Source organism: Mesorhizobium sp. B2-4-7 (assembly GCF_006442685.1).
Taxonomy (GTDB): Bacteria; Pseudomonadota; Alphaproteobacteria; order Rhizobiales; family Rhizobiaceae; genus Mesorhizobium.
This window is the reverse complement of sequence record NZ_VFVH01000006.1, coordinates 159,356-175,427: the sequence shown is the minus strand read 5'-3', so window position 1 is coordinate 175,427 and position 16,072 is coordinate 159,356. Positions and strand designations below refer to the sequence as shown.

Sequence of the window (16,072 nt, the reverse complement as noted above, 5' to 3'; positions counted from 1 at the left end):
TCTACACGCCGATCAGCCGTGCCAATGCATGTCGCCCAAAAGTGACCGCGGTTTTGGGGGAAGGACGCGCTTTAGAGGATTTCAGCGTTGGTTCCGTCGAGGGCAACGGGCGCCGATTTTCTTGTGACGTCTTCGTCTGCCTTTCGCTGTATCCGTGCTGGTCTATCGCAGGTCGCGAGGACGCCGCGCATTCAATGGCGACGCTGTGCGAAAAACCTTTCCTTGTTATATTCATCCGGATATATCGGATGGCAGGCTTCGAGCAGGCCGGATGCCAACTCAGGGAGAGCTTCATGACGCGCAACGGTTTTGCAGTGGCGGCGGTCGCCATTGGTGGCTTCGCGGCGGCGTGGACGGCAGCAGTGCCGGCGGCGCGCGCGCAAGACGAGGTCGTGGTGTTTGCGGCCGCCAGCCTCAAGGACGCGCTCGACGCGGTCAACAAGGCCTGCGCGGCTGATGTCGGCGAAGCGGCGACCATCTCCTACGCGGCGAGTTCGGCGCTCGCCAAGCAGATCGAAAGCGGCGCGCCGGCGGACGTCTTCATCTCGGCCGATCTCGACTGGATGAAGTATCTTTCCGACAGGAAGCTGACCAAGCCCGATACCGAAGTGAAGCTGCTCGGCAACCAGATCGTGCTGGTGGCGCCGAAGGATTCGGGCGTTGAAGCCAAGATCGAAAAGGGTTTTGATCTGGCCAAGCTGGTCGGCGACGGCAAGCTCGCCATGGGCGACCTCAAGGCTGTGCCGGCTGGCAAATACGGCAAGGCCGCGCTTGAATCGCTCGGCGTCTGGTCCTCGGTCGAGGGCAAGGTGGCGCAGGCCGAGAATGTGCGTGCGGCACTCAAGCTGGTCTCGACGGGCGAAGCGGCTCTCGGCATCGTCTATGCCACGGACGCGCATGCCGAAAAGGGCGTCAAGGTGGTTGGTGTTTTCCCCGAGGATTCACATCCGCCGATCATCTATCCGGTTGCCCAAACGGCTGATTCGAAGGACAAGGACACGCCTGCCTTCCTGAAGTGCCTGCGGACGGCAAAGGCCTCGGATCTATTCAAGGAGCAGGGTTTCACGGTCCTTGCGCCTGTCAACTAGGATAGCCACCTGCGCATGAACTGGCTGCTGGACCTCACTCCCGACGAATGGAATGCGGTCCGGCTGTCCATCAAGGTGGCGACAGTGGCGATGATCGCCAGCCTGCCGCCGGGCATAGCGATAGCGCTGCTCCTGGCGCGCGGCCGCTTCTGGGGCAAGACGCTGCTCAACGGGCTGGTGCACCTGCCGCTGATCCTGCCGCCCGTGGTGACCGGCTATCTCCTGCTTCTGACCTTCGGCAAGCGCGGGCCGGCCGGCGCATTCCTGGCCGAGCATTTCGGCATCGTCTTTTCCTTTCGCTGGACGGGTGCGGCTCTTGCCTGCGGCGTCATGGGTTTTCCGCTGATGGTGCGGGCGATCCGATTGTCGATCGAGGCCGTCGACCGCAAGATGGAGGCGGCGGCCGGAACGCTCGGCGCCAGCCCGCCATGGGTGTTCGGCACCATCACCTTGCCGCTGATCCTGCCCGGGCTGATCGCCGGCGCCATCCTCTCCTTCGCCAAGGCGATGGGCGAGTTCGGAGCGACGATCACCTTCGTCTCCAACATCCCGAACGAGACGCAGACGCTGCCGTCGGCAATCTACACGTTCACCCAGGTGCCGGGCGGCGATGCGGGAGCGCTTCGGCTGACGCTGATCTCGATCGTCATCTCGATGGCCGCCCTGGTGGCCTCGGAAGTGTTGGCGCGGCGCGTCGGCCGGCGGATGGACATCGAATGACGGTCCTTGTTGACATCCGCCATCGGCTCGGCGATTTCCCCCTCGACATCCGCTTCGAGAGCGCCGGGCGGCTGACGGCGCTGTTCGGGCCCTCCGGCTCGGGCAAGACGACGCTGATCAATATGATTGCCGGGCTGATCCGGCCCGACCAGGGACGCATCGAGGTCGATGGCCGTGTGCTGGTCGACACGGCCAAGGGCATTTTCGTGCCGAAGCACAGGCGCCGGATCGGCATGGTGTTCCAGGACGCGCGTCTGTTTCCGCATATGAGCGTGGCGAGCAATTTGCGCTATGGCCGCTGGTTCACGCCGGCGGCGGAGCGTTATGCCGAGATCGACGCCGTCGTCGAATTGCTCGGCATCGAGCCGCTGCTGGCGCGGCGGCCGGCAAAGCTCTCGGGCGGCGAGAGGCAGCGCGTCGCGATCGGCCGGGCGCTGCTCGCCAGCCCCCGGCTGTTGCTGATGGACGAGCCGCTGGCCTCGCTCGACGAGGCGCGCAAGGCCGAAATCCTGCCCTATGTCGAGCGCCTGCGCGACGAGACCAAGATCCCGATCGTCTATGTCAGCCATTCGATCGCCGAGGTGGCGCGGCTGGCGAGCGACGTGGTGATGCTGGCGCGAGGCAAGCTTGCCGCCAGCGGCCCGACCACGGCTGTCATGCAAAGGCCGGACCTTCTGCCGGCGGAGGAGCGCGGCGAGGGCGGCGCGGTGCTGGACACCAGCGTACTGCAGCATGACGAGGTTTTCGGCATGACGGTGCTTGGCTCGAACGCCGGCGAGATACGCGTGCCCAAGCTGGCGGCGATGGTGGGCGCGCCGGTGCGTATCCGCGTCCGCGCGCGCGACGTCATGATCGCCACCGAACGGCCGTCGGGTCTCAGCGCGCTCAACATCCTGGCCGGCACGATCGTCGCGATCAGGCCGGGCGAGGGGCCGACGGTCGAGATCGGTATCGACTGCAACGGCGCGACCGTGCTGGCACGGGTCACCGAACAGTCGCGGCAGGTTCTGAAGCTGCGGCTCGGCGGACAGGTCTTCGCCGTGATCAAGACGGTGAGTTTCGACCAGGCAAACACCGGGGGCGGGCTGCCCGCGGAGGCGGACGGCTGAGACGACGAGCGGGTCTCTGCGCTATATCGATTTGGAATAGCGAGGCCGCCAGGGACGCTCTAACATGGCGGCGTGATCGCGGAGGAAGACAATGCCGTCGCTGAGCTTGCGGATAAACCTCGACCCCGACGGGCGCATCGGGCCGGGCAAGATCGAATTGCTGGAGCAGATCGCCGCCTTCGGTTCGATCTCGGCCGCCGCGCGCGGCATGGAGATGTCCTACAAGCATGCGTGGGACTTGGTCGAGGACATGAACCGGGTGTTCGGCAAGCCGCTGGTGGCCGCGCAGACCGGCGGCCGCAAGGGCGGCGGCGCGCAACTGACGGCGGTGGGCCTGGCCGTAGTCAGCCGTTTCCGCGCCATCGAACGCGCGGCGGCTTCGGCGGCCGCGACGCATATGGAGGCGTTGCAGGCGGAGATTGAGGAGGGGTAGGGCAGTAGGGCAGTAGGGCAGACCAACTCGGGCGCGTCGAATTTTTCGTGTGCTTTCTTGTGTTCCGGCTCCCGATGTCTCGTTCACTTACTGCCTTACTGCCCTACTCCCCTACCTTCCTCAGCACGTACGTATCCATGATCCAGCCCTTTTCCCCGCGGGCCTGCTCGCGGATTTTCTCGATTTCGGCGCCGACGTCGCGGAGGCGGCCGGAGACGATGATTTCGTCCGGCGTGCCGAGATAGGCGCCCCATTGGATGAAAAGATCCTGGTCGGCGAGCGTGTTGAAGGCGCATTTGCCGTCAAGCATGACGACGGCGCTGCCGGCATTTTGCGGCATACCTTCTTCCGTCAACCGGCGGCCGGTGGTGATCAGGATGGAATCGCCGATGCGGTTCAGCGCTGTCGCGTGGCTGGCGGCGAGCGCCTGGATGGCGGTGATGCCGGGAATAACCTCCAGTTCGAAGGCGACGTTGCCCCTGAGGCGTACGCGCTCCAGGATGCGCAGCGCGCTGTCGTAGAGCGAGGGGTCGCCCCAGATCAGGAAGGCGCCGCAACCATCCTCGGCGATCTCTTCGCGGATCAGGTCTTCATAGATGGCGGCGATTGCCTCGTGCCAGTCATCGACAGTCGAGCGATAGGAAGGCGCCGGTTCGGCCCGCACGGGCACGTCGAATTCCACGCGGCGTGAATTCGGGTTGGTGACGAAGCGGTCGCAGATGTGACGGCGCAGTTCGGCAAGATCGTTCTTCTTCGCACCCTTGTCGGGGATGAACAGCACGTCGGCCCGATTGAGGCCGTCTATGGCCTGCACGGTCATATGGTCGGGATTGCCGGCGCCGATGCCGATGACGAGAAGCTTGCGCATGAAGCGAACTCCTGCCCGATCGCAACCCTTTAGTCCAGACTGGCGTGGCGCGGATGCGGAAGGGCTTTGAAACGCCACGTTGAAACCGCTAGGGTCATCGCGACATTCTCGCCGAGGGGCTTTCATGTTGCGATATGTTCTGACGGCGGTGCTGGCCTTGTCGGCCGCACCCGCGTTCGCCAATGATTCCGTTGCCGAACTCGGCACCGGCGGCCTGGTGCTGTCGCGCAGCGATGCCGTGGCGATGCAGAGCGAGGACCTCTTCATCTCGCCGGAAAAGGTGACCGTGGATTACGTCTTCCACAACAACACCGATAAGGACGTCGACGCGATCGTCGCCTTCCCAATGCCCGACATCTCCGGCGATCCCGAGGAGATGCCGGCGATCCCCGAAAACCAGAGCGACAATTTCCTTGGCTTCGAGGTGACGATCGACGGCGTGGCGGCAAAGCCTGAGCTCGAGCAGAAGGCGTTCGCGCTCGGCATCGACATCGGTGCCGACCTGAAGGCGCAGAACGTGCCTTTCAACCCATTCGGCGAAGCGGCAAAGGCGGCGCTCGGGAAGCTGCCGCAAACGGTGGCGGACGACTGGGTCACCCGCGGCATCATCATCGAGGACACTGTCGATGACAGCCCTGGCGCGAAACCCAATTATGCACCGTTCTGGCAATTGCGCTCGACCTATTGGTGGCGCTCGACCTTTCCGGCCAACAAGGACGTCCACGTTTCCCACCGCTACAAACCGAGCGTCGGCGGCACCTCGTCGGTCAGCTTCTTCTACGACGGCAAGTTCCAGGGACAGTACGCCGCCTACAAGTCCCGCTACTGCATGGACGACACCTTCGAGAACGCAGTGCGCAAGGCTGCCAAGAACGATCCCGACGGCTATCCAAAATATTACGAGAGCCGCATCGCCTACATCCTGACCACCGGCGGCAACTGGGCGGCCGGCAGCATCGGCAAGTTCAAGCTGACCGTCGACAAGGGCAATCCCAAAGCCCTGGTCTCGTTCTGCGGCGACAATGTCAGGAAGGTCGGGCCGACGAGTTTCGAGATGACGGCTGAGGACTTCTATCCAGAGCGCGACATCGACATCCTTATCCTCGATCCATCCGACAATGGGAACGGCAACTGATGCACGTGGCAATCTATGTCGCCATCGCCGAGAACGGCGTCATCGGGCGGGACGGGGGGCTGCCCTGGCGGCTTTCCACCGATCTCAAGCGCTTCAAGGCAGACACGATGGGCAAGCCTATCATCATGGGCCGCAGGACCTATGAAGGCATCGGCCGGCCGCTGCCGGGCAGGCTGAACATCGTTGTTACCCGTGACAAGACCTGGCGCGCCGACGGCGTCGAGGTGGCGCATACGCTTGAGAACGCGATCCAGCTGGCTGATGTGCGGGGGCGCTGCATGAGCGGGGTGGACGAGGTCTGCGTGATCGGCGGCGGCGAAATCTATGCGCAGGCGCTACCGCTCGCTGACCGGCTGCATGTCACCCATGTGCTGGCCGCTGTCGACGGCGACGCGCATTTCCCGCCGATCGATCCGAAACGCTGGCGCGAAGTCAGTTCGCAGGAGATCCCGGTCGGCGAAAAGGACAGCCACGCGACGCGCTATACGGTTTACGAGCGACGCCGCGAGAGCCATTGAAAGAAAAAAGGCGTTTAAAGACGACAAAGGGTCGCGACCGGCCCAAAACCGATGATGCCGGCAGAGCATCGCGTTGAAAGCATGCCGTGGCGTCCCTATAGAAGAACAAGACTGGATTTGCGCCGAAATTCCGGCGCTTGAGGGAATTCCAAGCGAAAGGACATTCATGCCCTGGAACGACAAAGGTGGCGGTGGCGGCGGCCCATGGGGCGGCGGCGGCAACAATCAGGGACCCTGGGGGCAGGGACCGAAGGGGCCAAGCGGACCGCAAGGCTCGCCTCCCGACCTCGAGGACATCATCCGCCGTGGCCAGGACAGGCTGCGGCGTGCGTTGCCCGGCGGTGGCGGCGCCAGTCCGGCCATATTCGGGCTGATCGGCGCGGCGCTGGTCGTGCTATGGGCGTTCCAGGCAGTCTACACCGTGCAGCCCGATGAGGTCGCGGTCGAGCTGCGCTTCGGCAAGCCGAAGGCCGAGCTGTCGCAGCCCGGCCTGCATTTCCACTGGTGGCCGCTCGAAACCGTCGAAACGGCCAAGATTTCCGAGCAGCTCGTCGACATTGGCGGTGGCGCGTCCAGCGGCAACACGTCGGGGCTGATGCTTTCGGGCGACCAGAACATCGTCAACGTGCAGTTCTCGGTCGCCTATCAGGTCTCCGATCCCCGCGCCTATCTGTTCGACGTCTCCGACCCGGATGGCATGCTGCGGCAGGTCGCCGAGAGCGCGATGCGCGAGGCCGTCGGCCGCAGGCCGGCGCAGGACATCTTCCGTGACGACCGCCAGGGCATAGCGGCTTCGGTGCGTGAGATCATCCAGACCACGCTCGACGGCTACAAGGCCGGGCTTCAGGTCAACGCCATCTCGATCGAGGACGCGGCGCCGCCCCGTGAGGTCGCCGACGCCTTCGACGAGGTGCAGCGCGCCGAGCAGGACGAGGATAAGTTCGTCGAGCAGGCCAACCAGTACTCCAACCAGAAGCTCGGCCAGGCACGCGGCGAGGCCGCACAGGTCCGCGAAGACGCGGCCGCCTACAAGAACCGGGTGGTGCAGGAGGCCGAAGGTGAGGCCCAGCGCTTCATCTCCGTCTATGACGAATATGCGAAGGCGCCCGACGTGACGCGCAAGCGGCTTTACCTGGAAACGATGGAGAAGGTGCTGAAGGACTCCGGCAAGGTGATCGTCGAGCAAGGCAACGGGCAGGGGGTCGTCCCCTATCTGCCGCTGCCGGCATTGCAGCAGAAAGCGCCGGCTCCGGCCCCGCTTGGCGCGACGACGGGAGGTAACCAGTGATGGCCAACCGTCTCCCCGTCATCGTCGTCATCGCGGCGGTCATCCTGTTCCTGCTCTATTCGTCAGTCTTCGTGGTCAATGCGCGCCAGCAGGCGCTGGTGCTGAGGTTCGGCGAGATCGTCGACGTCAAGACCGAGCCCGGCATCTACTTCAAGGCGCCGTTCTCGTTCTTCGACGCCGACACGGTGCAGTTGATCGAGAATCGGGTGCTGCGCTTCGACCTCGACAACATCCGCGTCCAGGTCTCGGGCGGCAAGTTCTATGAGGTCGATGCCTTCATCGCCTACCGCATCTCGGATCCGCGTGTCTTCCGTGCCGCCGTATCCGGCCAGATCGAGCTCGCCGAAGCGCGGCTGAGGACGCGTCTCGACGCTGCCTTGCGCCGCGTCTACGGTCTGCGCGACTTCGAGGCCGCCCTTTCGGAGGAGCGCGCTGTGATGATGCGCGAAGTGCGCGATCAGCTACGGCCCGACGCCACCTCGCTCGGCCTGCAGATCGAGGATGTCCGCATCCGCCGCACCGACCTCACCGCCGAAGTCTCGCAGCAGACCTTCGATCGCATGAAGGCGGAACGTCTGGCTGAGGCCGAAAGGCTGAGGGCGCGCGGCAATGAGGCGGCGCAGCGCATCAAGGCCCGCGCCGACCGTGAGGTGGTCGAGATCATCGCGGAAGCGCAGAAGGAGTCCGAAATCCTGCGCGGCGAGGGCGAGGCGCAGCGCAGCGCCACCTTTGCCGAGGCTTATCAGCGCGATCCGGCGTTCTTCGATTTCTACCGGTCGATGAACGCCTATGGCACGGCGCTGGACAACACCGGCACGACAATGGTGCTGTCGCCGAATTCGGAGTTCTTCCGTTTCTTCCGCGACCCTGACGGCAAGGAGGCGCCGGCAAGGCCGGCGGCTCCGCAGCCGGCACCACCTGCCGCCCCGGCGACGGCACCCGCGGCTTCGCCCAGCACCGGCCAATAGCGGCCGGTGCAGGATTTCTTCGCGGCAATAGGCCTGGTCGTCGTCATTGAGGGCCTGGTCTATGGCGGCTTTCCCGGTTTCGCCAGGAAACTGGCGGGCGAGGTGCTGTCATTGCCGGACAATGCATTGCGGATTGCCGGGCTGGTGCGATTGGCGCCGGCGTCGGTATCGTCTGGCTGATCCGCGGCGGCTAGGGGGGTGTGCAAAAACGCGGGATTTACACTCTGCCAATAGCCATAGCCGCAAACGTGCCCTATTTCTTGCCATCATGGCGCGACACGGCGTTTCCGTCGAAGCGCTTTTCTCTTTCAGAAGTGCCGGGAGGCTTCTCGATGACATCCAACACCCTTTTGCGCGCGGCTCGACGCACGTTCGTCGCTGGCGCGGCAGCGCTTCTTCTGGGCACCGTGGCCGTTCCGGCCTTCGTGACGCCGACAATGGCCGCCGACGGGCCTGCTTCGGTGGCCGACCTGGCGCAAGGCCTGCTCGGCGCGGTGGTCAACATCTCGACGTCGCAGACGGTGAAGGGCACGGAAGGTCCGGGCGCGGTGCCGATGCCGCAGCTTCCCGAAGGCTCGCCGTTCCAGGATTTCTTCGACGATTTCTTCAAGAACCGCGGCGGCGACAAGGACAATGGCTCGCAGAAAGTGCAGTCGCTCGGCTCCGGTTTCGTCATCGACGCCGAGCAGGGCATCGTCGTCACCAACAACCATGTCATCGCCGATGCCGACGATATCGAGGTCAATTTCTCCGATGGAGTCACGCTGAAGGCGACGCTGGTCGGCACCGACACCAAGACCGATGTCGCGGTGCTCAAGGTCGATCCGAAGGGCCACAAGCTGACGGCGGTGAAGTTCGGCGATTCCACCAAGATGCGCGTCGGCGACTGGGTGATGGCGATCGGCAATCCGTTCGGCCTCGGCGGCACGGTCACGGTCGGCATCGTCTCGGCGCGTAACCGCGACATCAATTCAGGCCCCTATGACGACTTCATCCAGACCGATGCCGCGATCAACCGCGGCAATTCGGGCGGGCCGCTGTTCAACAGCGCCGGCGAGGTCATCGGCATCAACACGGCGATCATTTCGCCGTCCGGCGGCTCGATCGGCATCGGCTTCTCCATCCCCTCGCAGCTCGCATCGGGCGTTGTCGAGCAACTGCGCCAATATGGCGAAACGCGGCGCGGCTGGCTTGGCGTGCGCATCCAACCGGTGACCGACGACATTGCCGAGAGCCTCGGCATGGCGACCGCCAAGGGTGCGCTGGTCGCCGGCGTCATCAAGGGTGGACCGGTCGACAACGGCACCATCCAGGCCGGCGACGTGATCATCAAGTTCGACGGTAAGGACATCCACGAAATGCGCGACCTGCCGCGTGTGGTCGCGGAGAGCCCGGTCGGCAAGGCGGTCGACGTGCTGATCGTGCGCAAGGGTGTCGAGCAAACGGTGAAGGTAACACTTGGCCGGCTCGAGGACAGCGAGAAGCTCGCTAGCGGCGAAAACGGCAACACCGACCAGGACAAAGGCGACAAGGCGCCGGCGGTTTCGACGGCCTCGGTGCTCGGCATGACCGTCGGCGAATTGAACGACGATACGCGCAAGAAGTTCAGCATCGCCGCCGATGTTTCGGGCGTCGTCATCACCGATGTCGCCAAGGATTCGGCCGCGGCTGAACGCGGCATCCAGCCGGGCGAGGTGATCACCGAAATTGCACAGGAATCGGTTGCCACGCCCAAGGATGTGATGGACCGGATCGGCGCGCTGAAGGAGCAGGGACGCAAGAACGCACTGCTGATGCTGGCGTCCAAGACCGGTGAGCTGAGGTTTGTGACGATCCGGATGGACTGAGGATCGCTAACGATGGTCATATTGTAACATCCCATGGGATGTACTATTTTGACTTGTGAGGCGGATCGTACTGGACACAAACGTTTTGACGGCAGGCTTGCGAAGCAGGAATGGCGCGTCTTTCGCCATCCTGCAGCTGATTGCGGATCGGCAAATTCGCCCATTAGTGACGACAGCGCTGTTTCTTGAATATGAAACCGTGCTGGCCAGACCCGAGCAGGTGGCGGCTCACGGGTTGTCCGCGCCGGATCTGGGCCGTTTGCTGGCCGGCTTTGCATTGCTGGCTGAGCCGGTCGAGCTGCACTTTCTCTGGCGGCCGCAATTGAACGATCCGAAGGATGAGATGGTGCTTGAAGCAGCGATCAACGGCCGGGCCGATGCGTTGGTGACTCACAATCGCCGGGACTTCCTAGCTGCGGCAGGCCGTTTTGATGTACTGCTTGTGAGCCCGGCCGAGTTCTTGGAAGGACTTCGTACATGAGCAAAGCGACTTATCCGCTGAAACTGCCACAGTCGGTTAAGGAAGCAGCCGCGCGCCTCGCGAAGGCCGATGGCGTGTCGCTCAATCAATGGATTGCGTCGGCTGTGGCGCAAAAGGTCGGGGCAATGGAAGCGGCAGCTGACTTCCTGCGTCGTCGTGCCGGCGACGCGTCACCGGGCGATTTCGCGAAAATGCTGGGGCGGGTCGCAGACAGATCGCCACAGTCCGGCGACGAATTTCCACCTGACAGGCATTGATCAGCGACGATTCTTCCGCCAATCCGCGCTCGTCAGCCTGTAGAACACATGCCTCTTCAGCTCCGGGTGGCTGTCGGGAATGCCGGGGTGGTCGAAGTTGGCCGAGGGATCGGCGGTCATGCCGAGGCGCTTCATGACGGCAGTGGAGCGGCGGTTGTTCTCGACCGCGAAGGAGACGATCTCGCCAAGGCCGAGTTTTTCGAAGCCGTAGGCCAGCCATGCCTCGGCAGCTTCCGTGACATAACCCTTGCCCCAGAATTCGGGCGCCAGCCGCCAGCCGACCTCAACGGTGCCGGCGGGAAGGAACGGCAGATGGTCGGTCCCGGTGATGCCGGCAAAGCCGATGCATTGGCCTGATGCGGCGATCTCGCAGGCGGCAAAGCCATAGCCGTCCCGATCGATGATGGCCCGCAGTTCGTCCATCTTGGCGTCTGCTGCGGCACGGTCGCGACGGAATGGGAAGAACTCCATCACGCGTTCGTCGGAATTGATGCGATGGAACAACTCGCGGTCACAATCGTCCCAGTTGCGCAGGATCAGGCGCTCGGTGCGCATTGGTTTCATTGGACGAACTCTTCCTGCCCGTAGCCTTGCAGATAGAGCAATGCGGTCAGGTCGCCATGGTCGATGCGAACCTTTGCCTGTGCAGCCACCATCGGTTTGGCATGCAGCGCAACACCGGTGCCGGCAAGGCGGATCATGTCGAGATCGTTGGCCCCGTCGCCGACAGCAATGGCATCGGCCGGGGTGAGGCCGAGACGCGCCGTGATCTCGATCAGCGCCTCGGCCTTGGCGGCGCGGCCGAGGATCGGCTCGCCGACCAACCCGGTAAAGAGGCCATCCTGTTCGAGCAGGCGGTTGGCGCGGTTTTCATGGAAGCCGAGCATGGCGGCGATGCGTGAGGTGAAGACCTCGAAGCCGCCCGAGACTAGCGCGGTCCAGGCGCCGTTGGCCCGCATCGTCTGCACCAGCGCGCGACCGCCGGAGGCCAATGTCAACCGGTTGGCAACGATCAGATCGACCACGGCCGCATCGAGCCCCTTGAGCAGGGCCACGCGCTCGCGCAGGGCGGGCTCGAAGGCGACCTCGCCATTCATCGATCGTGCGGTGATCGCCGCGATGTGCTCCTTGACGCCGATCTCGTCGGCTAGCTCGTCGATGCATTCCTGGTCGATCATGGTCGAATCCATGTCGGCGATGAGGATCTTCTTGCGGCGCGTTGCCGACTGCTGGACGATCACGTCGATCGGCTCGGCGGCCAGCGCCGCGCGCAGATTGGCGGCCGCCTCGTCGGCTTGTGCATTCGCTGGCAGTGCGAGATCGCAGGCAATGTCTTCGGCCATCCAGCGAACAGTGCTTGCGCCCACCGACCGTGAGGCCATATTCGCAAGCGATGGCGACAAGGCACGATCGGCGGGATGGGAAACAAGCGTGGCGATAAGCGGCATCGATAATTCCGGTGCGGATGCGGGCGAAGGCCGCGTGAAGAATGCGATCCTGATAGCCGGGCCGACCGCCAGCGGCAAGTCGGCGCTGGCGCTCGACCTGGCCGAACGTATAGGCGGCGTGATCGTCAACACCGATTCCATGCAAGCCTATTCGGTTCTCGACGTGTTGACTGCCCGGCCGGAGGCGGCGGACCTCGCTCGGGCACCGCATTATCTCTATGGGCATGTCCATCCCGGCACCGCCTACTCGACCGGGGCGTGGCTGCGCGACGTGACGAGGCTGATCGAAGACGGCGCGCTCTCGCGGCGACCGATCTTCGTCGGCGGCACCGGCCTTTACTTTCGCGCCTTGGCCGAGGGCATTTCGGAAATGCCCGACATTCCGCGGCAGGTACGCGACCGTTGGCGCTACGAGTTGAAGGAGCAAGGCGCCGTCAAACTGCATGGCATCCTGATGCGCGAGGATTCCAGAGCAGCCATGCAGTTGAAGCCCACGGACAGCCAGCGCATCGTGCGGGCGCTCGAAGTGCTCGACGCATCCGGCCGCTCGATCCTGGACTGGCAGGCCGCGCGGGGCCGGCCGCTCATCGACAGACAGACGGCCCGCTTCTTCGTCATCGAGCCGGACCGGGCCGCGCTGGTCGGACGCATCGAAAGGCGTTTCGACCAGATGCTGGCCAAGGGCGCACTGGACGAAGTCAGGCAACTCGCATCGCTTCGTCTCGATCCGCAATTGCCGGCGATGAAGGCGATCGGCGTTCGCGAACTGCAAGCGGCGATGGCCGGACAATCGGGTTTTCCCGAGGCGATTGAGCGCGCCAAGATCGCAACCAGGCAATATGCCAAGCGGCAGACGACCTGGTTTCGGCACCAGCTAGGACCGGAATGGCAAAGATTGCATCCTGGTGACGATATCGAAACCACGATCCAAACGCTTGTTGCTAATGCAACCTAGAAAGCCTTTCCTTCACGGAAAGGTTCTCGTTGTGGTTGTCCAAATTAACCCTCCGTAAGGCCCGCCATGCCATAAGGTCGATGGGCATTTTTCCATCGGGGAGCAGATGCGTTTCCACAAGGCGGAATCGGCGTTTTTCGTCTTTATCTTCGTGATCCTGGCCGCCGGCCTGGTGACGCTGCATGCCTATGGACTGCTGCAATCCTTTGCCACCGAACTGCACACGGCCTCCGGCCTGGACAAGGTCATCTACCTCAACAAGCTGCTTTTCGCGACGGGCGTGCTGCTCGCGACCGCGCTGTTCTTCGGCATCTTCTTCATCTACCCGCTGATCCGCAGGCAGGCGACGGAGGAAGGCAAGCTGCGGGCCATGACCGTGTCACTGAGCGCCCGCTCCGAGACGTTCGAACATGCGGCGCTGACAGATAGCCTGACCGGCATGCAGAACCGGCGCTATTTCGACGACGCGCTGAAGGAATATCTCGAGGAGTTCAAGCGCATCGAGAAACCCGTCGGGCTGATGATCCTCGACCTTGATCATTTCAAGCAGGTCAACGATACACATGGCCACGACGTTGGCGACGAGGTACTCAAGGCCGTCGCCAGCTGTCTCAAGGACATGACGCGCTACCATGACGTGGTGGCGCGATTGGGTGGCGAGGAATTCGCCGTGGTCACGCCCAACATGGAGGCGGAATTGTTGTCGAAATTCGCCGAGCGTATCCGCAAGGCGATCGCCAACATGTCGGTTCTTTCGGGCAATGTCCGGCTCAAGATCACCACCAGCGTCGGCCTTGCCGTCTGGGACCGCAAGGAGACGGCGGAAGAATTCTATCGCCGCGCCGACCGCCAGCTCTACGAGGCCAAGAGGCAAGGCCGCAACCGCGTCTGCGCCTGAAATCCCGAAGAAGAATTCACGAGGCCGGTTGCCTGACGCGGCTTTTTCGACTTCCGGTGCTCACGGACTGAATGTCCGCTCCGCTCCGGCTTCTCGAAACCACGCCATTCAATCCGGCCTGATGAATTCCCTTTCGGGATTTGACCAAGCTGGTTCGATGATGTGAAGCCTTTGGAGCTTGTGTGCGGCTTCCCGGCCGGTCGTCAGAGAGCTTGCAGGCTCAATCGTTCTGGGGGCGCATGCCGAAGGTGGCGGGCTTTAGGCCGTAGCGCATGTCGAAATCATCGTCCGATTGCACGCGTGCGGCCGGCGGCTTGCGGTAGTCGGGATCGCCGGCCTGGCGGCCAGAATCGACCACTTCGGCAAAGGCCATCGCCTGCTGCTGCGGCTTTGGAACGTTGCGAAGCCGTTCCACGATCGTCACCAGATCGACATCGTCGCCGGTTTTCGACGACATGGCTTGTTCGCGCTTTGCCGTGCCGGGGATCAGTTCAGCCGGCAGTCTCTCGAACTTCAGCCGCATCGTCGTCGCCACGCCTTCCCCGAAGGCGATCGCTTCGCGCTGGCCCATGGACGACAGGAAAGCAAGCGTGGAGGCGGACGAGTCGGCGATGGCCGAGCGGATGATCGCCTGGTCCTGCTCATTGGCGAGCCGCATGGCGAAGAAGGTCGAGCACTGCGACAGGATGGTCGGGTCGAGTTCGCCCGGGCGCTGGGTGACGACGCCGAGATAGCAGCCATATTTGCGGCCTTCCTTGGCAATGCGCGACAGCGCGTGCCTTGTCGGCGCGAAGCCGAGGCGCGCATCGGCCGGCATGTAGCGATGCGCTTCTTCGCACAGCAATAGGAGCTGCAGCTTGCCCTCGCTCCACAGCGCAAGGTCGAACGCCAGGCGCGCCAGCACCGAACAGACGGAATTGACCACTTCGGACGGCATGCCGGCCATTTCGAAACAGGTCACAGGGCGGCCGTTATGCGGCACGCGGAAGATGTTGCCGATCGTCTCGTGGATGGTGTCCTCGATCAGGCGCGAGTTGAACATGAAACGGTAGCGCGGATCGGCTGCCGCCGATTCGATGCGCGTCTTCAGCGATTTGAGCGTCGGGCGCTCGTTCTTGCTTTCGAGCATGCCCATGCGCTCGTCAATCTGCTTGAGCAGATCGGCAATGCGGTAGGGCACTGGCGTATCGGCGGTCAGCGCATCGCTGCCGCGCCTGAGATAGGCACCGGAATTGGGGTTGCGATAGAGGTTTTTGGCGAGCGGAATGAGGTCGCGCAGCGCATCGATCTCGTCGGGCACGGTCTCGCGGCCGCGAAATAGAACCTCGGCGAATTCCTCGAGCCGGAACATCCAGAACGGAAGGTCGAGCGTCTTGGAATCGACCTTGACGCAATATTCGGGCAGCGACGCGGCGAATTCATTGTGCGGATCGAGGATCAGGATGCGCAGATCCGGCCGCGCCGCGATCGATTTGCGCAGCAGCAGCGAGACGGCGGTGGACTTGCCGACACCGGTGGTGCCGACAATGGCAAAGTGGCGCGCCAGCGTGTCGTCGATGGCGATGTTGGCGGCGATCGCCTCGTCCTGCGACAGCGAGCCGATGGTGATCGAATGACGCCCGGCCAGATCGTAGACGGCCTGCAGGTCACGGCTGCGGATGCGGTGCGCGATGGCGCCGATATGGGGATAGGTGGTGATGCCGCGGTCGAAGATCGGCTTGGAGCCGGGTTCGGCGCCGTCGCGCACTTCGCCGATCAGCTCGATGCTGACCTCGATGGCGTTCTGGCCTTCGCTGTTCCAGGCGCGATCCGACTTGCCGATCGCATAGACCAGGCCGACGGTGCGCGTGGTGCCGAGATTGACCGAGATCATCTTGCCGACCGTCCACAGGCCGGTCACCGCGCCGTCGACGTCGTCCGCAAAGGCGCTGATGGTGGCGCGCGCACCGTCGCATTGCACGACATTGCCCAGGATGCGCCTGTCGTTCTGTTCGGCGTTGCGGCGCTCCTGCGATGTCGGTTCTCCGACCGAGGCTTCGCGTTCGACATACATGGACAG

Annotated in this window: 17 protein-coding genes and 1 pseudogene; 14 read left to right on the top strand and 4 right to left on the bottom strand. The window is 63.7% G+C overall.

The window, feature by feature from the left end; all coding sequences use genetic code 11:
* The first annotated feature begins 293 nt into the window (after nucleotides 1-293).
* From modA to FJ946_RS18255, 4 genes are all read left to right on the top strand, one after another.
* Complete coding sequence (modA, locus tag FJ946_RS18270) at nucleotides 294-1,088, top strand: molybdate ABC transporter substrate-binding protein (protein WP_140564223.1); 795 nt, start codon at nucleotides 294-296, stop codon at nucleotides 1,086-1,088.
* A gap of 15 nt (nucleotides 1,089-1,103) precedes the next feature.
* Complete coding sequence (modB, locus tag FJ946_RS18265; protein ID WP_140495324.1) at nucleotides 1,104-1,808, top strand: molybdate ABC transporter permease subunit; 705 nt, start codon at nucleotides 1,104-1,106, stop codon at nucleotides 1,806-1,808.
* On the top strand, nucleotides 1,805-2,917 hold the full coding sequence (gene modC, locus FJ946_RS18260) for a molybdenum ABC transporter ATP-binding protein (protein WP_140521175.1): 1,113 nt from the start codon (nucleotides 1,805-1,807) through the stop codon (nucleotides 2,915-2,917). The genes modB and modC overlap by 4 nt, the downstream gene beginning before the upstream one ends.
* A gap of 91 nt (nucleotides 2,918-3,008) precedes the next feature.
* A complete protein-coding gene (locus tag FJ946_RS18255; RefSeq protein ID WP_140495328.1) occupies nucleotides 3,009-3,350 on the top strand; it encodes a winged helix-turn-helix domain-containing protein in 342 nt (113 codons plus the stop codon).
* 103 nt (nucleotides 3,351-3,453) lie between these two features.
* Here the strand turns inward: FJ946_RS18255 and cobF are convergent, their stop codons facing one another.
* Entirely contained in the window at nucleotides 3,454-4,218 is a 765-nt protein-coding gene (gene cobF / locus FJ946_RS18250; RefSeq protein ID WP_140495330.1) for a precorrin-6A synthase (deacetylating), read from the bottom strand.
* 124 nt (nucleotides 4,219-4,342) lie between these two features.
* Here cobF and FJ946_RS18245 point away from each other — a divergent pair, with 124 nt between their 5' ends.
* The 8 genes and pseudogenes from FJ946_RS18245 to FJ946_RS18210 all read left to right on the top strand — a co-directional run bounded on the left by FJ946_RS18245 (nucleotide 4,343) and on the right by FJ946_RS18210 (nucleotide 10,712).
* Nucleotides 4,343-5,353 carry a DUF4424 domain-containing protein gene (locus FJ946_RS18245; protein WP_140495332.1) on the top strand — a complete coding sequence of 337 codons (1,011 nt, stop codon included), beginning with the start codon at nucleotides 4,343-4,345 and terminating at the stop codon, nucleotides 5,351-5,353.
* A complete protein-coding gene (locus FJ946_RS18240; RefSeq protein WP_140495334.1) occupies nucleotides 5,353-5,871 on the top strand; it encodes a dihydrofolate reductase in 519 nt (172 codons plus the stop codon). Before FJ946_RS18245 ends, FJ946_RS18240 begins: the two co-directional genes overlap by 1 nt.
* 166 nt (nucleotides 5,872-6,037) lie before the next feature.
* Complete coding sequence (gene hflK, locus FJ946_RS18235; protein ID WP_140495337.1) at nucleotides 6,038-7,159, top strand: FtsH protease activity modulator HflK; 1,122 nt, start codon at nucleotides 6,038-6,040, stop codon at nucleotides 7,157-7,159.
* A complete protein-coding gene (locus FJ946_RS18230) occupies nucleotides 7,159-8,127 on the top strand; it encodes a protease modulator HflC (protein ID WP_140516509.1) in 969 nt (322 codons plus the stop codon). Before hflK ends, FJ946_RS18230 begins: the two co-directional genes overlap by 1 nt.
* 6 nt (nucleotides 8,128-8,133) lie before the next feature.
* A pseudogene (locus tag FJ946_RS18225) lies at nucleotides 8,134-8,321 on the top strand (DUF2065 domain-containing protein).
* A 138-nt stretch (nucleotides 8,322-8,459) separates the two neighbouring features.
* Nucleotides 8,460-9,974 (top strand): DegQ family serine endoprotease, encoded by a 1,515-nt coding sequence (locus FJ946_RS18220; RefSeq protein WP_140495341.1) that lies wholly within the window; start codon nucleotides 8,460-8,462, stop codon nucleotides 9,972-9,974.
* Nucleotides 9,975-10,029: 55 nt separating this feature from the next.
* A complete protein-coding gene (locus FJ946_RS18215) occupies nucleotides 10,030-10,455 on the top strand; it encodes a putative toxin-antitoxin system toxin component, PIN family (protein WP_140495343.1) in 426 nt (141 codons plus the stop codon).
* Nucleotides 10,452-10,712: a toxin-antitoxin system HicB family antitoxin gene (locus FJ946_RS18210; RefSeq protein WP_140495345.1), complete on the top strand. Its 261-nt coding sequence runs from the start codon at nucleotides 10,452-10,454 to the stop codon at nucleotides 10,710-10,712. The genes FJ946_RS18215 and FJ946_RS18210 overlap by 4 nt, the downstream gene beginning before the upstream one ends.
* Here FJ946_RS18210 and FJ946_RS18205 read toward each other — a convergent pair whose 3' ends face one another.
* Together FJ946_RS18205 and serB are read right to left on the bottom strand one after the other, a co-directional pair.
* Nucleotides 10,713-11,276: a GNAT family N-acetyltransferase gene (locus tag FJ946_RS18205; protein ID WP_140564209.1), complete on the bottom strand. Its 564-nt coding sequence runs from the start codon at nucleotides 11,274-11,276 to the stop codon at nucleotides 10,713-10,715.
* Entirely contained in the window at nucleotides 11,273-12,160 is an 888-nt protein-coding gene (gene serB, locus FJ946_RS18200; protein ID WP_140564208.1) for a phosphoserine phosphatase SerB, read from the bottom strand. The genes FJ946_RS18205 and serB overlap by 4 nt, the downstream gene beginning before the upstream one ends.
* On the opposite strand from serB, the gene miaA reads away from it, so the two are divergent.
* Complete coding sequence (miaA, locus tag FJ946_RS18195; RefSeq protein WP_140495863.1) at nucleotides 12,150-13,115, top strand: tRNA (adenosine(37)-N6)-dimethylallyltransferase MiaA; 966 nt, start codon at nucleotides 12,150-12,152, stop codon at nucleotides 13,113-13,115. The two genes, serB and miaA, sit on opposite strands and share 11 nt — an antisense overlap.
* A 106-nt stretch (nucleotides 13,116-13,221) precedes the next feature.
* Nucleotides 13,222-14,013: a GGDEF domain-containing protein gene (locus tag FJ946_RS18190; RefSeq protein ID WP_140495351.1), complete on the top strand. Its 792-nt coding sequence runs from the start codon at nucleotides 13,222-13,224 to the stop codon at nucleotides 14,011-14,013.
* Between the two features lie 220 nt (nucleotides 14,014-14,233).
* Here FJ946_RS18190 and FJ946_RS18185 read toward each other — a convergent pair whose 3' ends face one another.
* Nucleotides 14,234-16,066 carry an ATP-binding protein gene (locus tag FJ946_RS18185; RefSeq protein ID WP_140553686.1) on the bottom strand — a complete coding sequence of 611 codons (1,833 nt, stop codon included), beginning with the start codon at nucleotides 16,064-16,066 and terminating at the stop codon, nucleotides 14,234-14,236.
* Nucleotides 16,067-16,072 lie beyond the last annotated feature (6 nt).

Bases quoted from the DNA above. Each gene is read 5' to 3' on its own strand.
- modB (WP_140495324.1), top strand. From the start codon at position 1,104: ATGAACTGGCTGCTGGACCTCACTCCCGACGAATGGAATGCGGTCCGG.
- FJ946_RS18185 (WP_140553686.1), bottom strand. From the start codon at position 16,066: ATGTATGTCGAACGCGAAGCCTCGGTCGGAGAACCGACATCGCAGGAG.
- FJ946_RS18240 (WP_140495334.1), top strand. From the start codon at position 5,353: ATGCACGTGGCAATCTATGTCGCCATCGCCGAGAACGGCGTCATCGGG.
- modC (WP_140521175.1), top strand. From the start codon at position 1,805: ATGACGGTCCTTGTTGACATCCGCCATCGGCTCGGCGATTTCCCCCTC.
- FJ946_RS18210 (WP_140495345.1), top strand. From the start codon at position 10,452: ATGAGCAAAGCGACTTATCCGCTGAAACTGCCACAGTCGGTTAAGGAA.
- FJ946_RS18230 (WP_140516509.1), top strand. From the start codon at position 7,159: ATGGCCAACCGTCTCCCCGTCATCGTCGTCATCGCGGCGGTCATCCTG.
- FJ946_RS18245 (WP_140495332.1), top strand. From the start codon at position 4,343: ATGTTGCGATATGTTCTGACGGCGGTGCTGGCCTTGTCGGCCGCACCC.
- serB (WP_140564208.1), bottom strand. From the start codon at position 12,160: ATGCCGCTTATCGCCACGCTTGTTTCCCATCCCGCCGATCGTGCCTTG.
- cobF (WP_140495330.1), bottom strand. From the start codon at position 4,218: ATGCGCAAGCTTCTCGTCATCGGCATCGGCGCCGGCAATCCCGACCAT.
- FJ946_RS18205 (WP_140564209.1), bottom strand. From the start codon at position 11,276: ATGAAACCAATGCGCACCGAGCGCCTGATCCTGCGCAACTGGGACGAT.
- FJ946_RS18220 (WP_140495341.1), top strand. From the start codon at position 8,460: ATGACATCCAACACCCTTTTGCGCGCGGCTCGACGCACGTTCGTCGCT.
- hflK (WP_140495337.1), top strand. From the start codon at position 6,038: ATGCCCTGGAACGACAAAGGTGGCGGTGGCGGCGGCCCATGGGGCGGC.
- FJ946_RS18190 (WP_140495351.1), top strand. From the start codon at position 13,222: ATGCGTTTCCACAAGGCGGAATCGGCGTTTTTCGTCTTTATCTTCGTG.
- FJ946_RS18255 (WP_140495328.1), top strand. From the start codon at position 3,009: ATGCCGTCGCTGAGCTTGCGGATAAACCTCGACCCCGACGGGCGCATC.
- modA (WP_140564223.1), top strand. From the start codon at position 294: ATGACGCGCAACGGTTTTGCAGTGGCGGCGGTCGCCATTGGTGGCTTC.